At 54.3% G+C, this 5,482-nt stretch carries 2 tRNA genes and 2 rRNA genes; all 4 read left to right on the top strand.

The window, feature by feature from the left end:
• The first annotated feature begins 579 nt into the window (after nucleotides 1-579).
• Nucleotides 580-2,040, top strand: a 16S ribosomal RNA gene (locus HF680_RS15595).
• A 181-nt stretch (nucleotides 2,041-2,221) separates the two neighbouring features.
• A tRNA-Ile gene (locus HF680_RS15590) sits at nucleotides 2,222-2,298 on the top strand.
• 62 nt (nucleotides 2,299-2,360) lie between these two features.
• A tRNA-Ala gene (locus tag HF680_RS15585) sits at nucleotides 2,361-2,436 on the top strand.
• Nucleotides 2,437-2,636: 200 nt separating this feature from the next.
• Nucleotides 2,637-5,415: ribosomal RNA gene (locus HF680_RS15580) — 23S ribosomal RNA — on the top strand.
• The 16S and 23S rRNA genes sit together here with 2 tRNA genes alongside, the layout of an rRNA operon.
• The last annotated feature ends 67 nt before the right edge of the window (nucleotides 5,416-5,482 follow it).

The following is a 5,482-nucleotide window of genomic DNA, read 5'->3' as shown; positions in this document are numbered from 1 at the left end:
TGTCAGAATCCGCTTGCTGACAAATCAGCCTCTCCGTATAGAGCCGCCTCGCTCGGAAACGGGCTGGCCGGCGGGGCCGCGGGGGGGTGAAGGTCTCCGAGGTCCCACGGAAGAAAGAAGCGAAAAACTTCTTGCTTTCATCGGTTGGTTTCACTAGGTTCCGCGCTCCAATCGAATCGCCGACGGGTTTTCAGAGGTAAGCCTCGCTTTCCTCCGGTGGTTTCTTGCGGTCTGAAGGGTTCGCTCTTCTCTCCGAAAGATCTCTGAAAAGAGCGGTTGACACGGGGTTTGCGGTTCTCTAAATCGCCGCCTCCGCCGACGACACGGCGTTAAACGGTCGGGCCTCTCCGGAGGTTCCAGGGTCTTTGACATTGTTGATTTGGAAAGAGAAACGCAGGCGGCGGTGTTCTTGCGATAGTCCTCAGAGGCTATCATACGACACTGACTATCTGCGGTCTTTTTGAAAAGATACCATGCGTCGGTCTTCGGATCGATGACGTGGGAACTCGTCAATAAAATACGTAGAACTAATGCCAAGGACGACTTCGGTCGGTCCGATGCTTAGGTCAGAAGTCAACTCAACCTGAGAGTTTGATCCTGGCTCAGAGCGAACGCTGGCGGCAGGCCTAACACATGCAAGTCGAACGAACTCTTCGGAGTTAGTGGCGGACGGGTGAGTAACACGTGGGAACGTGCCTTTAGGTTCGGAATAACTCAGGGAAACTTGTGCTAATACCGAATGTGCCCTTCGGGGGAAAGATTTATCGCCTTTAGAGCGGCCCGCGTCTGATTAGCTAGTTGGTGAGGTAAAGGCTCACCAAGGCGACGATCAGTAGCTGGTCTGAGAGGATGATCAGCCACATTGGGACTGAGACACGGCCCAAACTCCTACGGGAGGCAGCAGTGGGGAATCTTGCGCAATGGGCGAAAGCCTGACGCAGCCATGCCGCGTGAATGATGAAGGTCTTAGGATTGTAAAATTCTTTCACCGGGGACGATAATGACGGTACCCGGAGAAGAAGCCCCGGCTAACTTCGTGCCAGCAGCCGCGGTAATACGAAGGGGGCTAGCGTTGCTCGGAATTACTGGGCGTAAAGGGAGCGTAGGCGGACATTTAAGTCAGGGGTGAAATCCCGGGGCTCAACCTCGGAATTGCCTTTGATACTGGGTGTCTTGAGTATGAGAGAGGTGTGTGGAACTCCGAGTGTAGAGGTGAAATTCGTAGATATTCGGAAGAACACCAGTGGCGAAGGCGACACACTGGCTCATTACTGACGCTGAGGCTCGAAAGCGTGGGGAGCAAACAGGATTAGATACCCTGGTAGTCCACGCCGTAAACGATGATTGCTAGTTGTCGGGATGCATGCATTTCGGTGACGCAGCTAACGCATTAAGCAATCCGCCTGGGGAGTACGGTCGCAAGATTAAAACTCAAAGGAATTGACGGGGGCCCGCACAAGCGGTGGAGCATGTGGTTTAATTCGAAGCAACGCGCAGAACCTTACCACCTTTTGACATGCCTGGACCGCCACGGAGACGTGGCTTTCCCTTCGGGGACTAGGACACAGGTGCTGCATGGCTGTCGTCAGCTCGTGTCGTGAGATGTTGGGTTAAGTCCCGCAACGAGCGCAACCCTCGCCATTAGTTGCCATCATTTAGTTGGGAACTCTAATGGGACTGCCGGTGCTAAGCCGGAGGAAGGTGGGGATGACGTCAAGTCCTCATGGCCCTTACAGGGTGGGCTACACACGTGCTACAATGGCGACTACAGAGGGTTAATCCTTAAAAGTCGTCTCAGTTCGGATTGTCCTCTGCAACTCGAGGGCATGAAGTTGGAATCGCTAGTAATCGCGGATCAGCATGCCGCGGTGAATACGTTCCCGGGCCTTGTACACACCGCCCGTCACACCATGGGAGTTGGTTCTACCCGAAGGCGCTGCGCTGACCGCAAGGAGGCAGGCGACCACGGTAGGGTCAGCGACTGGGGTGAAGTCGTAACAAGGTAGCCGTAGGGGAACCTGCGGCTGGATCACCTCCTTTCTAAGGATGCTTCTCCAGGCCGTCTCTCACGAGACTGTCTATTGAGGCTCCACTAAACGGCGGAACGCCGCCGTCTCCGTTTCTCTTTCCACTTTCGTCATCGACGCCTCGACCATACGGGTCGTTGAGTTGGTGACGCGATCGCGAGCCTGGGTGTTTATGACCCGGCTGTCGCTGCCATAGGCCCGTAGCTCAGGTGGTTAGAGCGTACGCCTGATAAGCGTAAGGTCGGCAGTTCGAGTCTGCCCGGGCCTACCAGCCCTGCTGGACTCCAGCTCATGGCAGTATCGTCGACAGCTCTCCTGGCTACACCCTGAGAAGGGGCCATAGCTCAGTTGGTAGAGCGCCTGCTTTGCAAGCAGGATGTCGTCGGTTCGACTCCGTCTGGCTCCACCAGGATCTTGTGATCGCATTCAAGTTTGCCGTCGGCCTTCGGGTTGGCGTGCATTGATATCGTAAAGGAAGAACGTGACCGGCTCCCCTGAGCTTTTAGGTCCTGTTCGAGAAGAAGACATTGTCTGACAAAAATCAGGCTTGGTCCCCCGGCATCTTTCCAGTCGGGCGGAATAAACCAAGCATGAGTTTTGCTGAGAAACGATCAAACGTTGAAGGGCTTCTGACGGATGCCTTGGCGTAGAGAGGCGATGAAGGACGTGGCAAGCTGCGATAAGAACCGGGGAGGCGCTAGCACCCTTTGATCCGGTTATTTCCGAATGGGGAAACCCACCTTTACAGTCTTCCAACTCTGCTCTTCGGGGCAGCGATTGGCGGATTGTTGAAAGGTATAATGAGCTGAATACATAGGCTTCATTAAGCGAACCCGGGGAACTGAAACATCTCAGTACCCGGAGGAAAGGACATCAACCGAGACTCCCGTAGTAGTGGCGAGCGAACCGGGACCAGGCCAGTGCTCTTGTGAAATAAAGACGAACGATCTGGAAAGGTCGGCCATAGTGGGTGAAAGCCCCGTAGTCATCAAACAGCAAGAGACTCGAGTAGGGCGGGACACGTGAAATCCTGTCTGAACATGGGGGGACCACCCTCCAAGCCTAAGTACTCCTCTACGACCGATAGTGAACAAGTACCGTGAGGGAAAGGTGAAAAGCACCCCGACAAGGGGAGTGAAACAGATCCTGAAATCGGAAGCCTACAAGCAGTCGGAGCCGCCAAGCGCGGTGACGGCGTACCTTTTGTATAATGGGTCAGCGACTTCATGTGTCGAGCAAGCTTAAGCCGTTAGGTGTAGGCGCAGCGAAAGCGAGTCTGAATAGGGCGCTAAGTTCGACGTATGACGACCCGAAACCAGGTGATCTATCCATGAGCAGGTTGAAGGTTGGGTAACACCAACTGGAGGACCGAACCCGTGAATGTTGAAAAATTCTGGGATGACTTGTGGATAGGGGTGAAAGGCCAATCAAACCTGGACATAGCTGGTTCTCCGCGAAATCTATTTAGGTAGAGCGTCCGACGAATTCCTTGGGGGGTAGAGCACTGGATGGTTGCGGGCTGCGCGAGCGGTACCAATACTAACCAAACTCCGAATACCCAAGAGAACTATCGGGCAGACACACGGCGGGTGCTAACGTCCGTCGTGAAAAGGGAAACAACCCTAACCATCATCTAAGGCCCCCAAGTCACGGCTAAGTGGGAAACGATGTGGGATTGCTTTGACAATCAGGAGGTTGGCTTAGAAGCAGCCATCCTTTAAAGAAAGCGTAACAGCTCACTGATCAAGCGATCCTGCGCGGAAAATGTAACGGGGCTCAAGCCGTGCGCCGAAGATATGGGTTTGCAGTTTACTGCAAGCGGTAGCGGAGCGTTCCGTAGGCCGGTGAAGGTCAGGCGTGAGCCTGGCTGGAGGTATCGGAAGTGAGAATGCTGACATGAGTAACGATAAGAGTGTGAGAGACACTCTCGCCGAAAGACCAAGGGTTCCTGCGTAAAGCTAATCTGCGCAGGGTTAGTCGGCCCCTAAGGCGAGGCTGAAAAGCGTAGTCGATGGGAAGCAGGTAAATATTCCTGCACCAGCTGGAAGTGACGGATGGCTTAACTCGTACCCACTTATTGGATTGTGTGTGCGGGGGCGTTGTCCCAGGAAATAACTCCAGCAGAGACCGTACCCGAAACCGACACAGGTGGTCAGGTAGAGCATACCAAGGCGTTTGAGAGAACTATGCTGAAGGAACTCGGCAAATTGCACGCGTAACTTCGGAATAAGCGTGACTCACCTTGCGCAAGCAGGACTGAGTGGCACAAGCCAGGGGGTAGCGACTGTTTAGCAAAAACACAGGGCTCTGCGAAGCAGCAATGCGACGTATAGGGTCTGACGCCTGCCCGGTGCCTGAAGGTTAAAGGGAGATGTGAAAGCGTCGAACTGAAGCCCAGGTAAACGGCGGCCGTAACTATAACGGTCCTAAGGTAGCGAAATTCCTTGTCGGGTAAGTTCCGACCTGCACGAATGGCGTAACGACTTCCCCACTGTCTCCAGCATAGGCTCAGTGAAATTGAATTCCCCGTGAAGATGCGGGGTTCCCGCGGTCAGACGGAAAGACCCTATGAACCTTTACTATAGCTTCGCCTTGGCGTTAGCGACCGTATGTGTAGGATAGGTGGGAGACTATGAAACCGGGGCGCCAGCTCTGGTGGAGTCGTCCTTGAAATACCACCCTTACTGTCGTTGACGTCTAACCGAGGGCCGTTATCCGGTCCCGGGACATGGCGTGGTGGGTAGTTTGACTGGGGCGGTCGCCTCCTAAAGTGTAACGGAGGCGCGCGATGGTGGGCTCAGACCGGTCGGAAATCGGTCGTCGAGTGCAATGGCATAAGCCCGCCTGACTGCGAGACTGACAAGTCGAGCAGAGACGAAAGTCGGCCATAGTGATCCGGTGGTCCCGAGTGGAAGGGCCATCGCTCAACGGATAAAAGGTACTCTAGGGATAACAGGCTGATTTTGCCCAAGAGTCCATATCGACGGCAAAGTTTGGCACCTCGATGTCGGCTCATCACATCCTGGGGCTGGAGCAGGTCCCAAGGGTATGGCTGTTCGCCATTTAAAGTGGTACGTGAGCTGGGTTCAGAACGTCGTGAGACAGTTTGGTCCCTATCTGCCGTGGGTGTTCGAAGCTTGAGAGGATCTGTCCCTAGTACGAGAGGACCGGGATGGACATACCTCTGGTGTACCTGTCATGGCGCCAGCTGTGCAGCAGGGTAGCTAAGTATGGAATAGATAACCGCTGAAAGCATCTAAGCGGGAAACTAACCTCAAAACAAGGCTTCGCTGAGGATCGTGGAAGACTACCACGTTGATAGGCCAGGTGTGGAAGTGGGGCGACCCATGAAGCTTACTGGTACTAATAATCCGATCGGTTTGATCGTTTCTCAGCAAAACTCATTCGATGATCGTTCAGACCAGAACGATCGCAGACAATGTCTTCTCATCATC

The sequence above is a fragment of the Brevundimonas huaxiensis genome, from assembly GCF_014218725.1.
Taxonomy (GTDB): Bacteria; Pseudomonadota; Alphaproteobacteria; order Caulobacterales; family Caulobacteraceae; genus Brevundimonas; species Brevundimonas huaxiensis.
Note: the sequence above shows the minus strand (reverse complement) of the source record. Positions and strands in the feature narration are given on the sequence as shown.